The following is a 19479-nucleotide window of genomic DNA, read 5'->3' as shown; positions in this document are numbered from 1 at the left end:
GGCGGGCCGCACCGCCTCACAATGCCGCAAGGCTCAGGGGCGAAAGCCGCGCAGCCGCTCGATCAGCGCGGCGATGCTGGCTGCGCCGGCATTGGCAAAGGCGATGCGGACATGGCGCGCGGCCTCGGCATCGCCCCCGGGCATGAACATCGTGCCGGGCAGCAGCAGCACCCCCGCCTCGGCCACCAGCCGGCGGGCGAGTTCCGGCGCGGGCAGGTCGAACGGGTGCCGGACCCAGGCGAAATAGGCGCCGCAGCCCTCCAGACGCCAGTCCGGCAGCGCGGACATGCCCCGCGCCATCGCCGCGCGCCGGGCCAGCACCTCGGCGCGCTCGCCGGCCAGCCAGTCCTGCAGATGCGCAAGCCCCCAGCCGGCGCCGATCTGGCCGATCTGGCTGGCGCAGATGGCGACGGTGTCGAGGAACTTCTCGACCTGGACCATGCGGGCGGGGCTGGCGATCAGCGCGCCGACGCGGTGGCCGGTCAGCCGATAGGCCTTCGAGAAGCTGTAGAGATGGATCAGCGTGTCGCCCCAGTCGGGATCGGCGAACAGGTCATGCGGCGCCCCCGGGCGCGAGTCGAAGTCGCGATAGGTCTCGTCCACGATCAGCGCCAGGCCGCGCGACCGGGCCAGATCCAGGAAAGCGCGCAGCAGCCCGGCCGGATATTCCGCGCCCGCCGGATTGTTGGGGGTGACCAGCACGACGGCGCGGCTGCGGTCGGTGACCAGGCGCGCGGCCTCGGCCGGGTCGGGCAGCATCCCCCGGCCGCAACGCAGCGGCACGGCGCGGATGCCCTGCATGTCGAGCCACATCTTGTGATTGAAATACCAGGGCGCGGGCAGGATCACCTCGTCGCCCGCCGCCGCCAGGGTCTGGACGGCGGCGCAAAAGGCCTGGTTGCAGCCCTGGGTGATCGCGACCTCTTCGGGGCGGATGGCGCCGGCATAGGCGCGGGACCATGCGTCCGCCACCGCCTCGCGCAACTCCGGCCGGCCCAGCACCGGGCCATAGAGATGGGCGTCGGCCCGGTTCAGCACCGCCTCGGCCATGGCGCGGCGCAGCGGTTCGGGCGGCGGCTCGGCCGGGGCGGCCTGGCTGAGGTTGATCAGCGGACGCTCGGCCGGAAAGGCTACGCCCTGAAGCCAGCGCCGCGCCTCCATGACCGGGGGCCGGGGCGTGACGGCGATGGCCGGGTTCAGCGGCCCCGGCGCGGTCATTCGAGCCCGAGGCCGCCGAGATCCGGCGGCAGCGACAGGTCTGGCGCGGCGCGGGCGTCGGCCGCCTGCCGGGCCGGTTCCGCGGCGGCGGCCTGCGCGACGGTGGCGGCTGCGGCGGCCGGGCCGCGTTCCGGGGCGCGGTCCAGGCCCGGCGTCACCACCATGCCGGGCGGAGGCACCGGGATCGGCGCTTCGCCCGCCGGCGCCGGCAGGTCGATGGGATCGGGCCCGGGCAGCGCCATCTCGGGCGCGGCGGGGGATTGGGCCGGGGGCTCGGGGCGGGCGCCGGAGGCGTCGGTTCCGGCCGGGCCGGTCTCGCCGGCCGGACGCGGCGCGGCGGCGGGCGCGACAACGCGGGGAGCATCCGCGGCCAGGGGCGCCGGTGCCTGCGGCTGCCGGTCCGAGGCTTCGGCAAAACCCGATCCCGCCGGAACCGACAGCGCCTCGGTCACCGATGCGGCGGCGGCGGGTTCGACAGGCGCCTCGGCAGGCGGAGGCGGGTCGGAGGCGGCAAGGGGCACTGTCGTGGCCTCGGCCGCGGACTCCGGCGCGCGCTCGGCCAAGACAGCAGGCGCGTCGGCGGGCCCGGAGGTCGCTGCAGGCGGCTCGGGCGGTGCCTCTTCGGGTCCGGCGGTTGCGGGCACCGCCGCGTCACCCGGACCAGCTGCCAGCGCGGGGGAATGCGACGCATCCGCGCCGGAATCGCCTGCCGCCACGCCCGGCGCGCGTTCGATCGCGGCAGGACGCACCTCGACGGGCACGGAATCGGTGGGCACGGAAACCGCGGAGGGCGCGCTTTCCCCGGCTGCGGCGGCTGCCTGCGGTGCGTCCTCGCCGGCGGGCGTTGCCGCCGCGTCCGAACCGGCTGCCGGCGCGGCGGAATGCGGCACGGCCTCGCCGGGATCGTCCCCGGCCATGCCCGATGCTTCGGGCCGCGGCGGCTGCGGCAGCGCCAGGGACAGCGCCACCAGGGCGGCGCCGCAGACCAGCGCGCCGTGAACCAGTCCTGCCGCAAATCCCCTTGCCATGCCTCGACCGTCCCGCCCTTGGCTTTCGCGCCTGTTTTTCTTGCCCACGGGCTTGACCCGCCGCAAGGCTTTAGCCCATCTATAGCCGCAGATTTTCCGGGGTTCACCCCCCAATGCAAGGCCCCGCCATGATCCTGCTCATCGACAATTACGACAGCTTCACCTGGAACCTCGTGCATTACATGGGCGAGGCCGGGGCCGAGGTGGTCGTGCGCCGCAACGACGTGCTTTCCGTCGAGGAGGCGCTGGGGATGGGCGCGCAGGGCATCGTCATCTCGCCCGGCCCCTGCGACCCGGCGCAGGCCGGCATCATCGTGCCGCTGATCCGGGCGGCGGCCGAGACGGGCGTGCCGCTGTTCGGCGTCTGCCTGGGCCACCAGGCCATCGGCGAGGCCTTCGGCGGCAAGGTGGTGCGCGCCAGCCGCATCGTCCATGGCAAGACCGACGCGGTCAGCCACGACGGCACCGGGGTCTTTGCCGGCCTGCCCTCGCCCCTGACCGCGACGCGCTACCATTCGCTGACGGTCGAGCCGGAAAGCCTGCCCGACTGCTTGCGCGTCACCGCGACCACGGCGGACGGCACCATCATGGGGCTGGTGCACCGGACCCTGCCCATCGAGGGCGTGCAGTTCCACCCCGAAAGCATCGCCTCGGAATACGGCCACGACATGATCCGCAACTTCCTGCGCCGCTGCCAGAACGTGGACGCCGCCGCATGAGCGCCGCGACCGACATCCGACCGCTGATCGGCCTTGCCGCCACCCGTCCCCTGACCGGAACCGAGGCCGAAGCGGCCTTCGGCGCACTGTTCGAGGGCGCGGCGACGCCGGCGCAGATCGGCGGGCTCTTGATGGCGATGCGCGTGCGCGGCGAGACGGTCGAGGAAATGGCCGCCGCCACCCGCGCCATGCGCGCGCGGATGAACCGCATCCGGGCGCCCGAGGGCGCGATGGACATCGTCGGCACCGGCGGCGACGGCAAGGGCACGCTGAACATCTCGACCGCCGCGGCCTTCGTCGTGGCGGGCGCGGGCGTGCCGGTCGCCAAGCACGGCAACCGCAACCTGTCGTCCAAGTCGGGCTCGGCCGATGCGCTGACCCATCTGGGGCTGAACGTCATGTCCACGCCCGAGGTGGCCGAGCGCGCGCTGGCCGCGACCGGCATCTGTTTCATGATGGCGCCGGTGCATCACCCCGCCATGCGCCACGTCGGCCCCGCCCGGACCGAGCTTGGCACCCGCACGATCTTCAACCTGCTGGGTCCGATGACCAATCCCGGCGGCGTCCGGCGGCAGTTGACCGGCACCTTCGACCGGGTCTGGAACCGCCCCATGGCCGAGACGCTGCGCGAACTGGGCTCGGAAGCGGCCTGGCTGATCCATGGCGGCGACGGCACGGACGAGTTGTCCATCGCCGCGCCAAGCTGGGTGGCGCAATTGAAGGACGGCGAGATCACCGAGTTCGAGGTCTCGCCCGAGGATGCCGGCCTGCCCCTCCACCCGTTCGAGGCGATCCTGGGCGGCGACCCAGCCCAGAACGCAAGCGCACTGCGGGCGCTGCTGGCGGGTGAAAAAAGCGCCTATCGGGATGCGGTGCTGCTGAACGCCGGTGCCGCCCTGCTGATCGCCGGCAAGGCCGCCGACCTGCGCGAAGGCGCCCTGATGGCCGCCGAATCCATCGACAGCGGCAAGGCCGGGGCCAAGCTGGCCGCGCTGGCAGCCCAGGTCGGCGCGCCCGAGCCCAATGCCTGACCCGCAGGTCCCCGCCGCCTGGGCCGACCTGCCGTTCTTTCGCCAGGACTGGCCCGGAATCGCCGCCCGGCTGACCGAGCGCGACTGGCTGCCCGGCCCCGGCCGCGTCTTCGCCGCGCTGGAACTGACGCCCCCCGACGCGGCGCGCGTCGTGCTGCTGGGACAGGACCCCTATCCCACGCCGGGCCATGCCAACGGGCTGGCATTCTCGGTCACGCCGCAGACCGCGCTGCCGCGCTCGCTGAAGAACATCTATGCCGAGATGCGCGAGGACCTGGGCGCCGCGCCGCCGAACGGCGACCTGTCGGGCTGGGCGCGGCAGGGGGTGCTGCTTCTGAACACCTCGCTTTCGGTCCTGCCCGGACAGGCCGGCGCCCATGCGAAATGGGGCTGGGACAAGCTGGTGCGCCAGGCCGTGGCCCGTGCGCAGGCGGAGCGCCCGCTGGCCTTCATCCTCTGGGGCGCCCATGCGCAAAAGGCCGTGGCCGGGCTGCCGCGTCCGCAGGACCTGGTGATCGAAAGCGCCCATCCCTCGCCGCTGTCGGCGCGGCGCGGCTTTTTCGGCTCGCGCCCCTTCAGCCGGGTGAACGACTGGCTGCGGGCGCGGGGCGAGGCGCCGATCGACTGGACCCTTTCCGAAACCTCTGTCGCGGGGTAAACCACGGCCATGGATATTCTCGACCGCATCAAGGCCTACAAGCTTGACGAAATCGCCGCCGCCAAATCCGCTCGCCCGCTGTCGGGCGTCGAGGCCGAGGCCCGCGCCGCCGACCCCCCGCGCGGCTTCGCCCGCGCGCTGGCCGACAAGGCCGCGACCGGCCATGCGCTGATCGCCGAGATCAAGAAGGCCAGCCCCTCCAAGGGCCTGATCCGCCCGGATTTCGACCCGCCGGCATTGGCCCGCGCCTATCAGCAGGGCGGCGCGGCCTGCCTTTCGGTGCTGACCGACGGCCCCAGCTTCCAGGGCGCGCCCGGGTTCCTGACCGCCGCCCGCGCCGCCTGCGACCTGCCGGCGCTGCGCAAGGATTTCCTTTACGACACCTATCAGGTGGCCGAGGCCCGGGCCTGGGGCGCCGATTGCATCCTGATCATCATGGCCTCGGTCGACGACGCCCTTGCCGCCGAGCTTGAGGACGCGGCGGCCCATTGGGGCATGGATGCGCTGGTCGAGGTGCATGACCGCGCCGAACTCGACCGCGCGCTGCGGCTGAAATCGCCGCTGATCGGGGTGAACAACCGCAACCTCAAGACCTTCGAGGTCAGCCTGGAGGTGACGCTGGACCTGGCGCCGCATGTGCCGGCGGATCGCGACCTGGTCTGCGAAAGCGGGCTGTTCACGCCCGCCGACCTGAACCGCATGGCCGATGCCGGGGTGAAGCGCTTCCTGATCGGCGAAAGCCTGATGCGGCAGGCGGACGTGACCGGCGCCACACGCCAGATCCTGGGCCTCGCGGCATGAGCCTGACGCATTTCGACGCCCAGGGCCAGGCGCATATGGTCGATGTCTCGGCCAAGCCCGAGACCGCGCGCGAAGCGGTGGCCGAGGGGCTGGTGCTGATGGCGCCCGAGACGCTGGCGCTGGCGCAGGGCGGCGCGGCCAAGGGCGACGTCATGGGCGTGGCGCGGCTGGCGGGGATCATGGGGGCGAAACGCACCTCGGACCTGATCCCGCTCTGCCATCCGCTGCCGATCACCAAGGTTTCCGTCGATCTGGCCGCCGACCCGGCCCTGCCCGGCATCCGCGTCACCGCGACCGTCCGCACCGCCGGCAAGACCGGCGTCGAGATGGAGGCGCTGACCGCAGTCACCACCGCCTGCCTGACCGTCTATGACATGCTCAAGGCGGCGCAGAAGGACATGCGGATCGAGGGCATCCGCCTGCTCTCCAAGACCGGCGGCAAATCGGGCGACTTCCGCGCGCCCTGAGGGGGAAGAATGATCAGCGTCGATGAAGCCCGCGCCCTTGTCCTGGCGCTCGCCAACCCACCGGAAACCGAGGAGATTCCGCTGCATCAGGCGCTCGGCCGCGCCATGGCGGCGCCTGCGCTGGCACGGCTGACGCAACCGCCCTTCGACGCCTCGGCCATGGACGGCTATGCGCTGCGCTCGGCCGATCTGCCCGGGCCGCTGACGGTGATCGGCACCGCGGCCGCGGGCGTTCCCTACGAGGGCGAGACGCCCCCCGGCAGCGCCATCCGCATCTTCACCGGCGCCCCGGTTCCTGCCGGCTACGACCGCGTGATGATCCAGGAGATCGTGACGCGAGAGGGCGACCGGATCACCGTCGACGGCGCGGGCAGCAACCTGAATATCCGCGCGAAAGGCAATGATTTTTCGCAAGGGTCCGTCTTTCACCCGCCGCGCCCTCTGCGCCCCGCAGACCTGGCGCTGCTGGCGGCGATGAACGTGCCGCGCATCACGGTCGCGCGCCGCCCGCGCGTCGCGGTGCTGGCCGGCGGCGACGAGCTGGTGCCCCCCGGCAGCCAGCCGGCACCGGGCCAGATCGTCAGCTCGAACGACATCGCCATCGCCGCGCTGGCGCGCGAGGTCGGGGCCGAGCCACTGGTGCTGCCGCTGGCCCGCGACACCGAGGCAAGCCTGCGCGAGCGCTTTGCCCAGGCCGAGGGCTGCGACCTGATCGTGACCATCGGCGGCGCCTCGGTCGGCGACCACGACCTGATCGCCAAGGTCTCGGCCGACCTGGGAATGCAGCGCAGCTTCTACAAGCTGGCGATGCGGCCGGGCAAGCCGCTGATGGCGGGGCGGATGGGCAAGGCCGCGATGCTGGGGCTGCCGGGAAACCCGGTCTCTGCCATGGTTTGCGCGAAACTCTTCATGCAGCCGCTGATCCGCGCCATGCAGGGTCTGCCGCCAGGCCCCCAGCTTGCCCGCGCCGTGCTGGCCCGCGACCTGCCGCCCGAGGGCGACCGCCAGCACTACCTGCGCGCGCGGCTTGCCCCCGGCGACGGCCTGCCGCGGATCGACCCGTTCACCGACCAGGACAGCGCCCGGTTGTGGGTGCTGGCCGAGGCGGACGCGCTGCTGATGCGCCCGGCCCACGATCCGGCGCGCCGCGCGGGGGAAACCGTGGAATTCCTGCCGTTTTAACCGCCTGTTTACCCGAATCGGCTTAATCGTTGACGCAGGAGATCGGTCGCGCTAGAACATTCAAGGAACATGATGGCACTCGCAGCAGAGCAGGGACGAACCATGCTGACCAGAAAGCAAATCCAGCTGCTTGAATTCATTCAAGCCCGCATGGCCCGAGACGGGGTGCCGCCCTCGTTCGACGAAATGAAGCTCGCGCTGGACCTGCGCTCGAAATCGGGAATTCATCGCCTCGTGACCGCATTGGAAGAACGCGGCTTCATCCGCCGCCTGCCGCATCGCGCCCGGGCGCTGGAAATCGTCCGCCTGCCCGACAGCCTCAGCAAGGGGCCGGGTTTCCAGCCCCGCGTGATCGACGGCGATGCCCGACCCGCCGCCCCGCTGCCGCGCGGCGCGTTCGAGGTCTCGGCCTCGGCCGTAGACCTGCCGGTGATGGGCCGCATCGCCGCCGGCGTGCCGATCGAGGCGATCTCGGAAGTATCGCATCACATCGCCGTCCCCGGCTCGATGCTTGCGGGCAAGGAGCGGCATTATGCGCTGGAAGTGAAGGGCGATTCCATGATCGAGGCCGGGATCAACGACGGCGATGTCGTGGTGATCCGCGAACAGGACACGGCCGAGAACGGCGATATCGTGGTCGCTCTGGTCGAGGGGTCCGAGGCGACGCTGAAGCGCTATCGCCGCAAGGGCGGCATGATCGCGCTGGAGGCCGCGAACCCCGCCTATGAAACCCGGGTCCTGCCCGAGGACAAGGTGCGCGTCCAGGGCCGGCTGGTCGGGCTGATCCGCAGCTATTGATCGACCCGGCGGCATGTGCAACCGCCGGTCGTTCACTTGCGGGGCAGATGCACCCGACCGGCGTTGCAGGCGGTGGCCCTCTGCGCTAACCATGACCCAAAGGCGACTGGTCAAGGACAATCCATGCGTGCTCTGACGTTCCGCATCTTCGCTCTGGTCATGGTGCTGGCGCTGCCGGCGCGGGCCTTCGACACCAATGCCCGCGCGGCCTGGGTCTATGACGTCGCCACCGGCACCGTGCTGATGCAGAAGAACGCCGAAGAGCCGCTGCCGCCGGCCTCGATGTCCAAGCTGATGACGCTGAACATGCTGTTCGAGTCGCTGCACGAGGGCCGGGTGGCGATGGACACCACTTTTCCGGTCTCGACAAAGGCCTGGCACATGGGCGGCTCGAAGATGTTCGTCGAGCCGGCCGACCGCCCCACGGTCGAGGAACTGATCCACGGCATCATCATCAACTCCGGCAACGACGCCTGCGTGGTGGTGGCCGAAGGACTGTCCGGCACCGAAGAGGCCTTTGCCCGGGCGATGAACGAACGCGCCCGACAGCTGGGCATGACGAATTCGCATTTCGTGAATTCCTCGGGCTGGCCCGCGCCCGAACATCGCATGTCGATGCACGATCTTGGCATTCTCGCCACGCGGCTGATCACCGAATTCCCGGAACTCTACAAGAACTTCGCGCTGACCGAATATAACTACAAGGGCCGGGTCCCCGCGAATGCGAACAACCGCAATCCGCTGCTGCGTCTCGGCACCGGCGAGTGGAAGGCCGACGGGCTGAAGACCGGCCACACGCAGGAGGCGGGCTATGGCCTGGTCGGCTCGGCGATGCAGGGCGACCGGCGCATCGTCTTCGTAATCGCCGGCCTGCCCAGCGACAAGGCGCGCGCCGAGGAAGCCGAGCGGATCGTGAACTGGGCCTATCGTCAGTTCACCATGCGCACCATCATCCCCAAGGGCGAGACGGTCACCCAGGCCCCGGTCTGGCTGGGTGAAAGCCGCCGCGTCGGCCTGACCACCAGCGACGGCGTGCGGGTGTTGATCCCGGCCGGCTCGCATGCCGGTGTCACCGCCGAGGCGGTGTTCAACGGCCCGATCGAAGCCCCGATCGCCCGGGGCGACCGGCTGGGCGAACTAGTCGTCGACATTCCCGGCACCGGACAGTCGCGGCTGCCGCTCTTCGCCGCCTCGGACGTGGCCCGCAGCGGCGTCTTCGGCCGCATGCAAAGCGCCGCCCTGCGGCTGGGCGAGCGCGCGTTCCAATCGGTGCGGAACTGACCCCGGCGCTCCATGTTCATCAGCTTCGAGGGCATCGACGGATCGGGAAAATCGACCCAGGCACGGCGCCTGGCCCGAACGATGGCCGACGCCGGCACCGAGACGGTGCTGACCCGCGAACCCGGCGGCAGCGAAGGGGCCGAAGAGATCCGCCGGCTGCTGGTCGAGGGGCGCGGTGAACGCTGGTCGCCCGAAACCGAGCTGCTGCTCTTCACCGCCGCGCGCCGCGACCATGTCGAGCGCCTGATCCACCCGGCTCTGGCGCGCGGGGCCAGCGTGATCACCGACCGTTTCGCCGATTCCAGCCGGGTCTACCAGGGCCTCGTCCGTGCCGATCTGCGCCAGCTGGTCGAGGAGCTGCACCGTCTGACCATCGGCATCGAACCCGCCCGGACGTTCCTGATCGACCTCGACCCCGAGATCGCGCTGGCCCGCGGCCAGGCCCGCGGCGGGGTCGAGGACCGGTTCGAGACGCTGGGCCTGGATTTCCAGCGCCGGCTCCGCGACGGTTTCCGGGCGCTGGCCGCCGAATTCCCCGCCCGTTTCCGCGTCATCGATGGCAGCGGCAGCGAGGACGAGGTCGCGGCTCGCGTCCGGGCGACCCTGGCATGAGCGACGAGCCTCTGCCCGAACCCGACCGCGTCCCCGGCGCCCCGCACCCGCGCGAGGCGGCGCGGGTCATCGGCCAGGACGGCGCCGTCGCCGATTTCATCGCCGCCGCCCAGGCGCATCGTCTGCACCACGCCTGGCTGCTGTCGGGCCCGCGCGGAACCGGCAAGGCGACGCTGGCCTGGAACATCGCGAAATGGCTGCTCAGCGACGCCGGCACGTCGGACCTGACCGCACCACCCGAGGACCCCGTGGTGCGCCGCATCCGCGCCCTCTCCGAGCCGCGGCTGCATCTCGTCCGCCGCCCGGTCGACGAGAAAAGCCAACGGCTGCGGACCGAGATCACCGTCGACGAGATCCGGCGCCTGCAGGGTTTCTTCCACATGAGCGCGGCCGAGGGCGGCCGGCGCATCGCCATCATCGACGCCGCCGACGAAATGAACCCGGCCGCCGCCAATGCGCTGCTGAAGCTGCTGGAGGAGCCCCCGGCCCAGGCCGTCCTGCTATTGGTCGCGCATCAGCCGGGCCGGCTCTTGCCGACCATCCGGTCGCGCTGCCGCGAATTGCGGCTGCATCCGCTGGCCCCCGAGGACCTGGGCCGCGTGCTGGCCGATCTGGGCCTCGATCACGACGCGGCGCAACTGGCGGCGCTCTCGGGCGGCTCGGTCGGCGAGGCGCTGCGGCTGGCGGGGCAGGACGGGCTGGAGGTCTATCGCCGCATCATCGCACTTTTCGCCGACTATCCGCGCATGGACCGCCGCGCCGCGGCGCAGCTTGCCGATCTTGCGGCGGGTCGCGCCGGGGCGGATGGCGATCCCTTCGACCTGGTGGTGACGCTCATTGACCGATTCCTGACCCGGGCCGCGCGGACCGGCCTTTTGGGCGCGCCGCTGCCCGAGGCCGCCGCGGGCGAGGCCGAGGTGCTGACCCGCCTTGCCCATGGCCCCGAGGCCGCGCGACTCTGGGCCGGTGCCCAGGCCGAACTCTCCGCCCGCGCCCGCGCCGGCCGGGCGGTCAACCTTGACCCTTCCGCGATGGTGTTGGATATGCTGATCGGGCTTGCGAACCAGCCCGCCCTGTGACGGATCCGCCGATGTCCGAGACCCCCCTTCCCGCCCTGGTGGACAGCCATTGCCACCTGGACTTTCCCGATTTCGATGGCCAGCAGGCCGAACTGGTGGCACGCGCCCGCGCCGCCGGCGTCACCCGCATGGTGACGATCTGCACCCGGCTGCGCAACGAACCCCGCGTCCGCGCCATCGCCGAGGCCCATCCCGAGGTCTGGTATGCCGCCGGCACCCACCCGATGTATGCCGCCGAAGAGCCCCTGGCCACGGTCGAGGACCTGGTCGCCCTGGCCGCGCATCCGAAATTCGTCGGCATCGGCGAGACCGGGCTCGACTATCACTATACCGCCGAAAGCGCCGCCGTGCAGGCCGAGAGCCTGCGCCTTCATATCGAGGCCGCGCGCCGGACCGGCCTGCCGCTGATCGTCCATTCGCGCGATGCGGACGCCGACATGGCCCGCATCCTGGCCGAGGAACACCGTGCCGGCGCCTATTCCTGCGTGATGCATTGCTATACCAGCGGCCCTGAACTGGCGCAGGCCGCGCTGGACCTGGGCTTCTACCTGTCGATGTCGGGGATCGCCGCCTTTCCCCGCTCGGCCGAGATCCGCGAGATCTTCGCCGCCGCGCCCCGCGACCGCATCCTGGTCGAGACCGACGCCCCCTATCTCGCCCCGCCGCCCTATCGCGGCAAGCGCAACGAGCCGGCCTATGTCGCCCATACCGCCCGGGCCGGCGCGCAGGCCCTGGGCCTGACCGAGACCGAATTCGCCGCGCTGACCAGCGCCAATTTCGACCGGTTGTTCACCAAGGCCGCGGCATGATCCGGGCCACCATCCTGGGCTGCGGGTCCTCGGGCGGGGTGCCGCGGCTGGGAAACCGCTGGGGCGAATGCGACCCGGCCAACCCCCGCAACCGGCGCCGGCGCTGCTCCCTGCTGGTCGAGCGTTTCGGCCATGACGGGGTGACGCGGGTGCTGGTCGACACCGGCCCGGATTTCGTGCCGCAGATGCTGGATGCCGGCGTGGGCGAGTTGGACGCGGTGGTCTATACCCATCCCCATGCCGACCACATCCACGGCATCGACGACCTGCGGCAGATCGTCTTCAACATGCGCCGCATCATGCCGGTCTGGGCCGATGCGCAGACCGAGGCCGCGTTGCGCAGCCGCTTCGGCTATGTCTTCGAGACGCCCGCGGGGTCCTCCTATCCTCCGGTCTGCGAGATCAGGAGGGTTCGGGGGCCGTTCGAGGTCGAGGGCGCCGGCGGCCCGATCGAATTCGGGCCCTTCGAGGTCGATCACGGCGACATCCCCGCGCTCGGCTATCGCATCGGCGGGGTCGAGCAGAGCCTGGTCTATCTGCCCGACGCGCTGGCCATCCCCGAGGAGTCCTGGCCCAGCATCCTGGGCTGCGACGTGTTCATCTGCGATGCGCTGCGCCGGACCCCGCACCCCAGCCACGCCCATCTGGCGCTGGCGCTGGAGTGGATCGCGCGCTCGGGCTGCGGCCAGGGCATCATCACCAACATGCATATCGAACTGGATTACGACGCGGTCATGCGCGAAACCCCCGAGAACGTGGTTCCGGCCCATGACGGGCTGCGCATCGAGCTGATATGACGATTCTCTTCGACGTGATCCTGCCGGTGTTCATCATCATCGGCTTCGGATCGCTGGCGGCCTGGCGGCGGATATTTTCCGAGCTGGCGGTGGACGGGCTGATGCGCTTCGCGCAGAGCTTCGCCGTGCCGGTGCTGCTTTTCGCCAATGTCGCGCGGCTGGACATGGCCGGAAACTTCAACCCGGGCATGTGGATCGCCTTCTACAGCGGCGCCTTCGCGTCCTATTTCATCGGCTGGTCGCTGGCGCTGTTCCGGCTGAAACGCAGCCCCGAGGACGCGGTGGCCATCGGCTTCTGCTGCCTGTTCTCGAACTCGCTGCTGCTGGGCATTCCGATCATGGAACGCGCCTATGGCGCCGAGGCCATCGCCGGCAACGTCGCCATCATCGCTCTTCATTCGCCGCTGCTCTACACGTTCGGCATCACCATGATGGAGGTGGCGCGCGCGCGCGGGCAAAGCCTTGCCCCCGGCCGCATCGCGCTGCGGGCGCTGTCGGGGGTGCTGCATACGCCGCTGATCATCGGCATCCTCTGCGGGGCGGCGATGAACCTGCTGATGCAAGCCGGGCTGGTGATGCCCGAGGGCTTCTGGGCCGCCGTCGACATGATGGCGCGTGCGGCGCTGCCGGCGGCGCTGTTCGGGTTGGGCGGCGTGCTTTACCGCTATCGCCCCGAGGGCGACGGCAAGGCCATCGCACTGTGCTGCGTGGCCTCGCTGCTGATCCATCCGGCCATCACCTGGACGCTGGGGCAGCTGTTCCAGCTGCCGGCGCCGCCGCTGCGCTCGGCGGTGATCACCGCCAGCATGGCGCCGGGGGTGAACGCCTATCTGTTCGCCTCGATCTATGATGCGGCGAAGCGGGTGGCGGCTTCCACGGTGCTGGTCTCGACCGTGCTGTCGATCCTGTCGATCTGGTTCTGGATCTGGCTGCTGCCCTGAGCGGGCGCACGGCGGCTGGCCTCCGGCGGGAGTATTTGGGAAAACGGAGAAGCGGGGGGCCGCCATGAAAACGCCGCCCCGAAGGGCGGCGGGTTCAGGGCCGGGGCATGCGGCGCTCAATGCGGCGTGATGCCCCGCAGCCGTTCCGAGCGGCGGCGCAGCATCTCGACCGTCGCCAGCAATGCGATCGAGAAGATCACCAGCAGCGTGGCCACGGCCAGGATCGCTGGCGAGATCTGTTCGCGGATGCCGTTCCACATCTGCCGCGGGATGGTCTGCTGGTCCGGGCCGGCGATGAACAGCACCGCCACCACCTCGTCGAAGGAGGTGACGAAGGCGAAGAGCGCGCCCGAGATCACGCCGGGCAGGATCAGCGGCATGATGATGCGGAAGAAGGTCGTCCGCGGATTGGCCCCCAGGCTGGCCGCCGCCCGCGCCAGCGACTGGTCGAAGCCGATCAGCGTCGCCGTCACCGTGATGATCACGAAGGGGATGCCCAGCGTCGCATGGGCCAGGATCACGCCCAGATAGGTTCCGGCCAGCTTGCCGCAGCTGGGGTTGAGCCCGATCCAGCTGAGCGGCGCGCAGGGGTTCGAATAGAAGAAGAACATCCCCGTCGCCGTGATGATGATCGGCACGATCATCGGCGAGATCAGCACCGCCATGATGACGCGGCGGAAGGGCATTTCCGGCCGCGACAGGCCCAGCGCCGCCAGCGTGCCCAGCACCGTGGCCAGGATGGTCGAAAAGAAGCCGATGATGATCGACGACTTCGCCGCCTTGATCCATTTCGCGTTCTGCCAGGCGTCGGCCCACCAGCTCAGGTCCTTCGGCGCGCCCGGGTTGGTCATGCCGAAGGTCAGCAGGCTGTTGTACCAGCGCATCGAATAGCCCTCGGGGTCGAAGGAGAGCATCTTCTCGGTGAAGGTGAAATAGGGCTCGGCGTTGAAGGACAGCGGGATGACCACCACGATCGGCGCGATCAGGAAGAAGAAGATCGCCGCGCAGATCGCCAGATAGGCATAGTGCCAGATCTTTTCCAGCGGGGATGCGTAAGTCGGAAGCGCCATGGCGATTACCCCAGTTTCAGGTTGTCGATGCCGACGAGGCGGTCATAGACCCAGTAGAGGATCAGCACCCCGGCCAGCAGCAGCGAGGCCAACGCCGCCGCCATCGACCAGTTCAGCGTCTGGGTCATGTGCATCGCGATCAGGTTCGAGATCAGCTGCCCCGACGAGCCGCCGACCAGCGCCGGGGTGATGTAGTAACCCACCGCCAGGATGAAGACCAGAAGCGCCCCCGCCCCCAGCCCCGGCAGGGTCTGCGGGAAATAGATGCGCCGGAACGCCGTCCAGCTGGTCGCGCCCAGGCTGCGCGCCGCGCGCACATAGCTGGGATTGATCGTGCGCATCACCGAATAGAGCGGCAGGATCATGAAGGGCAGCAGGATATGGGTCATGGCGATGATCGTGCCGGTCTGGTTGAAGATCATCTGCAGCCGCTGGTTGTTGCCGATCACCCCCAGCCAGACCAGGATGTCGTTGACCACCCCCTGCTGCTGCAGCAGCACCATCCAGGCCGTGGTCCTGACCAGCAGCGAGGTCCAGAACGGCAGCAGCACCAGGATCATCAGCAGGTTCGACTTGCGCATCGGCAGCGTCGCCAGCAGATGCGCGATGGGAAAGCCCAGCAGGAAGGTGGTGCCGGTGATCACCAGCGACAGCCAGAAGGTGCGCAGGAACAGCTTGAGATAGATGCGCTGCTGCTCGGGCGCCTGGACGATCTTGCCGTCGTCGTCGCGGGTGCGGTCGACGGCGGCCAGATAGAAGTTCGCCGTATAGGCCGAGGAAGCCTCGCGCATCACCGACCACAGCTTGGGATCGCCCCATTTGGCGTCCATCTCGAGGATCGACTCGCGATAGGGCGGCTCCAACCCGCCGCGCGCCTTGCGCCCGGCCGAAGTGAAGAGCGAGCGCGTGCCCGGCATGTCGTAGTTGACGCGGGTGCCGACGATGCCGATGGTGCGCGACTCGGCCGCGGCGGTCAGGTCCGCGGCCAGCGCCGCCCAGGCGGCGTCGTCCGGCTGGGTGCCGTGCGGATGGTCGTGGAACCAGGCCGAAAGCTGCGGCATGTTCGCGGAAAAGCCGTCGTTCTTGACCGAGCGCTGCAGCATCTGCCCGATCGGCAGCACGAAGGTCAGCAGGATGAACAGCAACAGCGGCAGCACCAGCAGGAACGCCCGGCGCCGAGCCCGGCGCGAGCTGCGCGCCAGCGCCCGAGTCAGTGGCTGGCCGTCGGCCGTCCGCAGGGTTCCGCCCTGGTCGAGGCCGCCGGCCTCGGTCACGATGGCGGCATGGGGGTCAAGCGCGTTGGACATCACGATCCTTCGTCAGCAAGGGCTTGGTCAAGGGCGGCCGCCCGGCATCGGGCCGGGCGGCGTTGGATCAGTTGGCGGCCAGCCAGTTGTTGAAGCGCTCGGCCAGCTCCGCGGAATGGTCGGCCCAGAACTCGGGGTCGTCCACGACGGCGGTCTTCATGTGCTCGTCGCTGGTGGGCATGAAGGGCGCCATCTCGGTCTTGCCGTCGTTGTAGAGCCCGACCAGCGGCGCCGAGGATTTGCGCGCCGGGCCGTAGCTGATCCATTTCGCCTGGTCGGCGAGCGGCTGGGTGCCGGTGGCGAAGTTCACGTATTCCAGCGCCGCCTCGGGATGCGGGGCCTGCTTGGGCACCACGAAGGCGTTGATCTCCAGATACTGGCCGTCCCAGATGGTGTCGAAGGGCTTGCCCTCGCCGACGATGGCGTCGAACAGGCGGCCGTTGTAGACCGTGGTCATCGAGACCTCGCCATCGGCCAGAAGCTGCATGGGCTGGGCGCCCGCCTCCCACCAGACCACGTCCTTCTTGATGGTGTCGAGCTTCTGGAAGGCGCGGTCGACGCCCTCGGGGGTGCCCAGCGTGTCATAAACCTCGGCCGCCGGCACGCCGTCGGCGATCAGTGCCAGATACAGCGTGCGCTTGGGCGATTTCGGCAGGCCGCGCTTGCCGGGAAATTTCGCGGTGTCGAAGAAATCCGCGACCGTCGCCGGGGCGCCGTCGGCGAATTTGGTGGTGTCGAAGCCGATCACCGTGCCCCAGACGATGTTCCCGACCGCGCAATCGGTCAGCGAACCGGCCACGAAATCATCGACCGCGGGGGTGCCGTCCGCGCCCGGGGGCAGCGTCGCCGGGTCGAATTCGACCAGCGCGCCTTCGTCGCACATGCGGATCGCGTCGGCCATGGCCACGTCGAAGACGTCGCCGGTGACGTTGCCGGCCTCGACCTGCGCCTTCAGCGGGGTGGCGGGGTCGTCGGCGGCGACCATGTTGACCTTGATCCCCTTTTCCTTGGTGAAGGGGGTGTTATAGGCCTCGACCTGCGACTTTTCATAGGCGCCGCCCCAAGAGACGACGTTGACTTCCTTGTCCTGGGCATGCGCGGCGAAGCCCAACCCGCAAAGCGCCGTGGTCAGGATGATCAGTCTTTTCATGTTCAACTCCCCGTTGATGTGTCGGCGCGTTGGCCGGTTCTGCCCGTTCGGGCTTTGGCGTGCCGCGGCGGAGATGCCGCCGCGGCCAAGGCGTCAGTTCGCCAGCCAGGCGTTGAAGCGCTCTTGCAGTTCCGCGTCGTGATCGACCCAGAAGTCCAGGTTCGAGGCCAGCGCCTGCTTCATGTTCTCGGCGAAGGTCGGCAGGTTCGGACCCATCGGCACGTCGGTGCCCTCGATATTGCCGACCAGCGCGGCGGCCGACTTGCGCGGCGGGCCGTAGCTGATGAACTCGGCGGCGCGGGCCTGATGCTCGGGCGAGGTCGAGAAGGTCACGAATTCCTTGGCGGCATCCGGATGCGGGGCGCCTTTCGGGATCACCCAGCCCTCCATCTCGTAGATCTGGCCGTCCCAGACGATCTTGAACGGCTTGCCCTCTTTCTGGGCGGCGTCGAAGATCCGGCCGTTGAAGGCGAAGGCCATGCTGACCTCGCCATCCGCCAGCAGCTGCGGCGGCTGGGCGCCGGCTTCCCACCAGATCACGTCCTTCTTGATCGCATCGAGCTTGGCAAAGGCGCGGTCCACGCCCTCGGGGGTGCCCAGCGTCTCATAGACCTGATCCGGCGCCACGCCGTCGGCCATCAGCGCGAATTCCAGGTTGAACTTGGCGCCCTTGCGCATGGTGCGCTTGCCCGGGAACTTGGCGGTGTCGAAGAAATCGGCCGCGCCGGCCGGCTTGGCGTCCGGGAACTTGCCGTCGTCATAGGCCAGGATCATCGAATAGACGTCGGTGCCGACGAAGCAGTCGGTCACCGCGCCGTCGATGAAATCATCCATCGCCGAGGTGCCGTCGGCCGCCGGGGCCAGGATCGCCGGATCGATGGTTTCCAGCAGCCCCTCGTCGCACAGCCGGACCGCATCGGCATATTCCACCGAGGCCACGTCGGTCGAGACGTTGCCCGCCTCGACCTGCGCCTTCAGCGGCGTGGCCGGGTTGTCGGCATCCGCGACGCTGACCTTGATGCCGGTCTTGGCCTCGAAGGGCTTGGCATAGGCCTCGACATGGCTGTTGCCATAGGCCCCGCCCCAGGACAGCAGGTTCAGCTGCTTGTCCTGGGCCTGGGCTGTCGCTGCCACGGCCACCAGCGCCGAGGTCAGGATGAGCAATCTCTTCATCTTGGCTTCCTTGTGTTTCGATGCGTCGTTCTTGTCGGTGCGGGGTCAGACCGGATCCAGCGCGCGGGCATCCTCGGGATGCCAGCCGATCCTGATCGTCTGGCCGGGCGACAGTTTCACCTGGCCCAGCGTATTGCGGTATTTCATCACGAAATCCTCTTGCCCGGCGACGTTCAGCCGGGCCCGCAGGATGTCGCCCATATAGACCACGTCGCGGACCTGGGCCTCGACGGTATGGGCGCCGGCGGGCATCAGGTCGGGCTTGAACTCGACCCGCTCGGGCCGGATCGAGACCGTGGTGGTCTGGCCGCTTTCGCGGATATTGACGGCGGTGGCGTCGATCACCTCGCCGTTCTGCAGCCTGACCAGGGCCTTGTCGCCCTGAAGCTGCTCGATGGTGCCGCGCAGGGCGTTGTTCTCGCCGATGAAGCCGGCGACGAAGCTGTTCTCGGGCTGCTCGTACAGCACCGGCGGCGGCGCCAGTTGCTGGATGCGGCCGTCGTTGAAGACGGCGATGCGGTCCGACATGGTCAGCGCCTCGCCCTGGTCGTGGGTGACATAGACCACGGTGATGCCCAAGCGGTCGTGCAGGGCCTTGATCTCGAACTGCATATGCTCGCGCAGCTGCTTGTCGAGCGCGCCCAGCGGCTCGTCCATCAAGACCAGCTTGGGGTCGAAGACCAGCGCCCGGGCCAGCGCGATCCGCTGGCACTGGCCGCCGGACATCTGCGCCGGGCGGCGGCTGATGAACTTGCCCATCTGCACCATGTCCAGCGCGCGGGTCACGCGTTCCTCGCGCTCGGCCTTGCCCATGCCGCGGACCTCCAGCGGGAAGGCCAGGTTTTCCCCCACCGTCATGTGCGGGAACAGCGCGTAGTTCTGGAACACCATGCCGATGCCGCGCTTGTGCGGCGGCACGTCGTTGATATTGCGGCCGTCCAGCCGGATTTCTCCATGCGTCGCCGTCTCGAATCCCGCCAGCATCATCAGGCAGGTGGTCTTGCCCGAGCCGGAGGGTCCAAGCATGGTCAGGAATTCGCCCTTGCCGATGCTCAGGTTCAGATCCTTCACCACGAGGGTCTGACCGTCATAGCTCTTTTGGACGTGATCGAAGACAACGAACGCGTCGTTGCCGGGTTGCGATGTCACGATGCGGCCCCCTGTTTCTATTGGTTCTTCATTCCGCGGTTTCAGACTAATCGGCGGCGCTTGCGGATTGCAACTGGCTTCTGTCGCTTCGACCGCGACCGGCCGCCGCAAAGGGGGAATTTGCCCGCGCCCGCGTCCTGCGGCTGCCGAAAAGGTCAGCCCGGCCCGGCGTATGCGCAGGTTCCACTTGCGACCGGGCGGGTCACGCC

At 69.5% G+C, this 19479-nt stretch carries 20 protein-coding genes; 13 read left to right on the top strand and 7 right to left on the bottom strand.

Annotated elements, in window-relative coordinates; all coding sequences use genetic code 11:
* Positions 1 to 33: 33 nt before the first annotated feature.
* Together JCM7685_RS04885 and JCM7685_RS04880 are read right to left on the bottom strand one after the other, a co-directional pair.
* A complete protein-coding gene (locus tag JCM7685_RS04885) occupies positions 34 to 1218 on the bottom strand; it encodes an aminotransferase (RefSeq protein ID WP_074965779.1) in 1185 nt (394 codons plus the stop codon).
* Positions 1215 to 2246, bottom strand: coding sequence for a hypothetical protein (locus tag JCM7685_RS04880; protein ID WP_074965778.1), 1032 nt, complete (start codon positions 2244 to 2246; stop codon positions 1215 to 1217). The genes JCM7685_RS04885 and JCM7685_RS04880 overlap by 4 nt, the downstream gene beginning before the upstream one ends.
* A gap of 128 nt (positions 2247 to 2374) precedes the next feature.
* Here JCM7685_RS04880 and JCM7685_RS04875 point away from each other — a divergent pair, with 128 nt between their 5' ends.
* From JCM7685_RS04875 to JCM7685_RS04815, 13 genes are all read left to right on the top strand, one after another.
* Entirely contained in the window at positions 2375 to 2965 is a 591-nt protein-coding gene (locus JCM7685_RS04875; RefSeq protein ID WP_074965777.1) for an anthranilate synthase component II, read from the top strand.
* Positions 2962 to 3996, top strand: coding sequence for an anthranilate phosphoribosyltransferase (gene trpD / locus JCM7685_RS04870; RefSeq protein WP_074965776.1), 1035 nt, complete (start codon positions 2962 to 2964; stop codon positions 3994 to 3996). The genes JCM7685_RS04875 and trpD overlap by 4 nt, the downstream gene beginning before the upstream one ends.
* Complete coding sequence (locus tag JCM7685_RS04865) at positions 3989 to 4654, top strand: uracil-DNA glycosylase (RefSeq protein ID WP_074965775.1); 666 nt, start codon at positions 3989 to 3991, stop codon at positions 4652 to 4654. The genes trpD and JCM7685_RS04865 overlap by 8 nt, the downstream gene beginning before the upstream one ends.
* A gap of 9 nt (positions 4655 to 4663) precedes the next feature.
* Positions 4664 to 5455, top strand: a complete 792-nt coding sequence (gene trpC, locus JCM7685_RS04860) for an indole-3-glycerol phosphate synthase TrpC (protein ID WP_074965774.1) — start codon at positions 4664 to 4666, stop codon at positions 5453 to 5455.
* Positions 5452 to 5922, top strand: coding sequence for a cyclic pyranopterin monophosphate synthase MoaC (moaC, locus tag JCM7685_RS04855; RefSeq protein ID WP_074965773.1), 471 nt, complete (start codon positions 5452 to 5454; stop codon positions 5920 to 5922). The genes trpC and moaC overlap by 4 nt, the downstream gene beginning before the upstream one ends.
* Positions 5923 to 5931: 9 nt before the next feature.
* Entirely contained in the window at positions 5932 to 7104 is a 1173-nt protein-coding gene (locus tag JCM7685_RS04850) for a molybdopterin molybdotransferase MoeA (RefSeq protein WP_074965772.1), read from the top strand.
* A gap of 102 nt (positions 7105 to 7206) precedes the next feature.
* Positions 7207 to 7902, top strand: coding sequence for a transcriptional repressor LexA (lexA, locus tag JCM7685_RS04845; protein ID WP_074965771.1), 696 nt, complete (start codon positions 7207 to 7209; stop codon positions 7900 to 7902).
* Between the two features lie 123 nt (positions 7903 to 8025).
* Entirely contained in the window at positions 8026 to 9183 is a 1158-nt protein-coding gene (locus JCM7685_RS04840; RefSeq protein WP_074965770.1) for a D-alanyl-D-alanine carboxypeptidase family protein, read from the top strand.
* A 12-nt stretch (positions 9184 to 9195) separates the two neighbouring features.
* Positions 9196 to 9795: a dTMP kinase gene (gene tmk / locus JCM7685_RS04835; RefSeq protein WP_074965769.1), complete on the top strand. Its 600-nt coding sequence runs from the start codon at positions 9196 to 9198 to the stop codon at positions 9793 to 9795.
* Positions 9792 to 10874: a DNA polymerase III subunit delta' gene (locus JCM7685_RS04830; RefSeq protein WP_074965768.1), complete on the top strand. Its 1083-nt coding sequence runs from the start codon at positions 9792 to 9794 to the stop codon at positions 10872 to 10874. The genes tmk and JCM7685_RS04830 overlap by 4 nt, the downstream gene beginning before the upstream one ends.
* 11 nt (positions 10875 to 10885) lie before the next feature.
* Entirely contained in the window at positions 10886 to 11683 is a 798-nt protein-coding gene (locus JCM7685_RS04825) for a TatD family hydrolase (RefSeq protein ID WP_074965767.1), read from the top strand.
* Positions 11680 to 12480, top strand: a complete 801-nt coding sequence (locus tag JCM7685_RS04820; protein WP_074965766.1) for an MBL fold metallo-hydrolase — start codon at positions 11680 to 11682, stop codon at positions 12478 to 12480. Before JCM7685_RS04825 ends, JCM7685_RS04820 begins: the two co-directional genes overlap by 4 nt.
* Positions 12477 to 13421 (top strand): AEC family transporter, encoded by a 945-nt coding sequence (locus tag JCM7685_RS04815; RefSeq protein ID WP_074965765.1) that lies wholly within the window; start codon positions 12477 to 12479, stop codon positions 13419 to 13421. The genes JCM7685_RS04820 and JCM7685_RS04815 overlap by 4 nt, the downstream gene beginning before the upstream one ends.
* Positions 13422 to 13537: 116 nt before the next feature.
* Here the strand turns inward: JCM7685_RS04815 and JCM7685_RS04810 are convergent, their stop codons facing one another.
* The 5 genes from JCM7685_RS04810 to JCM7685_RS04790 all read right to left on the bottom strand — a co-directional run bounded on the left by JCM7685_RS04810 (position 13538) and on the right by JCM7685_RS04790 (position 19270).
* The gene (locus JCM7685_RS04810; RefSeq protein WP_074965764.1) at positions 13538 to 14491 is read right to left on the bottom strand and encodes an ABC transporter permease; all 954 of its coding nucleotides are present in this window, start codon (positions 14489 to 14491) and stop codon (positions 13538 to 13540) included.
* A 5-nt stretch (positions 14492 to 14496) separates the two neighbouring features.
* Positions 14497 to 15798 (bottom strand): ABC transporter permease, encoded by a 1302-nt coding sequence (locus JCM7685_RS04805; RefSeq protein WP_074965763.1) that lies wholly within the window; start codon positions 15796 to 15798, stop codon positions 14497 to 14499.
* Positions 15799 to 15865: 67 nt separating this feature from the next.
* Positions 15866 to 16948, bottom strand: coding sequence for an ABC transporter substrate-binding protein (locus tag JCM7685_RS04800; protein WP_074965986.1), 1083 nt, complete (start codon positions 16946 to 16948; stop codon positions 15866 to 15868).
* Between the two features lie 93 nt (positions 16949 to 17041).
* Positions 17042 to 18121, bottom strand: coding sequence for an ABC transporter substrate-binding protein (locus JCM7685_RS04795; protein WP_074965762.1), 1080 nt, complete (start codon positions 18119 to 18121; stop codon positions 17042 to 17044).
* A gap of 45 nt (positions 18122 to 18166) precedes the next feature.
* Positions 18167 to 19270: an ABC transporter ATP-binding protein gene (locus JCM7685_RS04790; RefSeq protein WP_074965761.1), complete on the bottom strand. Its 1104-nt coding sequence runs from the start codon at positions 19268 to 19270 to the stop codon at positions 18167 to 18169.
* Positions 19271 to 19479 lie beyond the last annotated feature (209 nt).

This window comes from Paracoccus aminovorans (assembly GCF_900005615.1).
GTDB classification, from domain to species: Bacteria; Pseudomonadota; Alphaproteobacteria; order Rhodobacterales; family Rhodobacteraceae; genus Paracoccus; species Paracoccus aminovorans.
Note: the sequence above shows the minus strand (reverse complement) of the source record. Positions and strands in the feature narration are given on the sequence as shown.

Bases quoted from the DNA above. Each gene is read 5' to 3' on its own strand.
- JCM7685_RS04885 (WP_074965779.1), bottom strand. From the start codon at position 1,218: ATGACCGCGCCGGGGCCGCTGAACCCGGCCATCGCCGTCACGCCCCGG.
- JCM7685_RS04880 (WP_074965778.1), bottom strand. From the start codon at position 2,246: ATGGCAAGGGGATTTGCGGCAGGACTGGTTCACGGCGCGCTGGTCTGC.
- JCM7685_RS04875 (WP_074965777.1), top strand. From the start codon at position 2,375: ATGATCCTGCTCATCGACAATTACGACAGCTTCACCTGGAACCTCGTG.
- trpD (WP_074965776.1), top strand. From the start codon at position 2,962: ATGAGCGCCGCGACCGACATCCGACCGCTGATCGGCCTTGCCGCCACC.
- JCM7685_RS04865 (WP_074965775.1), top strand. From the start codon at position 3,989: ATGCCTGACCCGCAGGTCCCCGCCGCCTGGGCCGACCTGCCGTTCTTT.
- trpC (WP_074965774.1), top strand. From the start codon at position 4,664: ATGGATATTCTCGACCGCATCAAGGCCTACAAGCTTGACGAAATCGCC.
- moaC (WP_074965773.1), top strand. From the start codon at position 5,452: ATGAGCCTGACGCATTTCGACGCCCAGGGCCAGGCGCATATGGTCGAT.
- JCM7685_RS04850 (WP_074965772.1), top strand. From the start codon at position 5,932: ATGATCAGCGTCGATGAAGCCCGCGCCCTTGTCCTGGCGCTCGCCAAC.
- lexA (WP_074965771.1), top strand. From the start codon at position 7,207: ATGCTGACCAGAAAGCAAATCCAGCTGCTTGAATTCATTCAAGCCCGC.
- JCM7685_RS04840 (WP_074965770.1), top strand. From the start codon at position 8,026: ATGCGTGCTCTGACGTTCCGCATCTTCGCTCTGGTCATGGTGCTGGCG.
- tmk (WP_074965769.1), top strand. From the start codon at position 9,196: ATGTTCATCAGCTTCGAGGGCATCGACGGATCGGGAAAATCGACCCAG.
- JCM7685_RS04830 (WP_074965768.1), top strand. From the start codon at position 9,792: ATGAGCGACGAGCCTCTGCCCGAACCCGACCGCGTCCCCGGCGCCCCG.
- JCM7685_RS04825 (WP_074965767.1), top strand. From the start codon at position 10,886: ATGTCCGAGACCCCCCTTCCCGCCCTGGTGGACAGCCATTGCCACCTG.
- JCM7685_RS04820 (WP_074965766.1), top strand. From the start codon at position 11,680: ATGATCCGGGCCACCATCCTGGGCTGCGGGTCCTCGGGCGGGGTGCCG.
- JCM7685_RS04815 (WP_074965765.1), top strand. From the start codon at position 12,477: ATGACGATTCTCTTCGACGTGATCCTGCCGGTGTTCATCATCATCGGC.
- JCM7685_RS04810 (WP_074965764.1), bottom strand. From the start codon at position 14,491: ATGGCGCTTCCGACTTACGCATCCCCGCTGGAAAAGATCTGGCACTAT.
- JCM7685_RS04805 (WP_074965763.1), bottom strand. From the start codon at position 15,798: ATGTCCAACGCGCTTGACCCCCATGCCGCCATCGTGACCGAGGCCGGC.
- JCM7685_RS04800 (WP_074965986.1), bottom strand. From the start codon at position 16,948: ATGAAAAGACTGATCATCCTGACCACGGCGCTTTGCGGGTTGGGCTTC.
- JCM7685_RS04795 (WP_074965762.1), bottom strand. From the start codon at position 18,121: ATGAAGAGATTGCTCATCCTGACCTCGGCGCTGGTGGCCGTGGCAGCG.